This window comes from Pseudomonas peli (genome assembly GCF_050563605.1).
GTDB lineage: Bacteria > Pseudomonadota > Gammaproteobacteria > Pseudomonadales > Pseudomonadaceae > Aquipseudomonas > Aquipseudomonas peli_A.
Genome location: NZ_JBNXUH010000216.1, coordinates 1 through 422, shown reverse-complemented (window position 1 = coordinate 422; position 422 = coordinate 1). Strand labels below are relative to the sequence as shown.

Annotated in this window: 1 protein-coding gene; it reads left to right on the top strand. The window is 56.7% G+C overall.

All coding sequences use genetic code 11. The features are described from left to right. Positions 1-197: 197 nt before the first annotated feature. Positions 198-422: hypothetical protein (locus ACQ4LH_RS21520; protein ID WP_430698993.1), on the top strand; the 225-nt coding region annotated here is incomplete at its 3' end.

Sequence of the window (422 nt, the reverse complement as noted above, 5' to 3'; positions counted from 1 at the left end):
GTTCGTCTCGTGGGCTCCGGAGATGTGTATAAGAGACAGATGCTGTTTGTGGGCGCTTCCTTCGCGCTCTACTTCGGCATCGCTATCTGGGCACGTGCCGGCTCGACCAAGGAGTTCTACGTCGCCGGCGGTGGTGTTCACCCCGTTACCAAAGGCAAGGCAATTGCAGCCGGCTTGATGTTCGCGGCGTTGTTTTTTTGCTGTCTCTTATACACANTGTGTATAAGAGACAGCTCTACTTCGGCATCGCTATCTGGGCACGTGCCGGCTCGACCAAGGAGTTCTACGTCGCCGGCGGTGGKGTTCACCCCGTTACCAACGGCATGGCAACTGCAGCCGACTGGATGTCCGCGGCTTCGTTTATTTCCATGGCGGGGCTTTTTGCCTGTCCCTTTTACAAACATTTCCCTGCCGTAGACGCC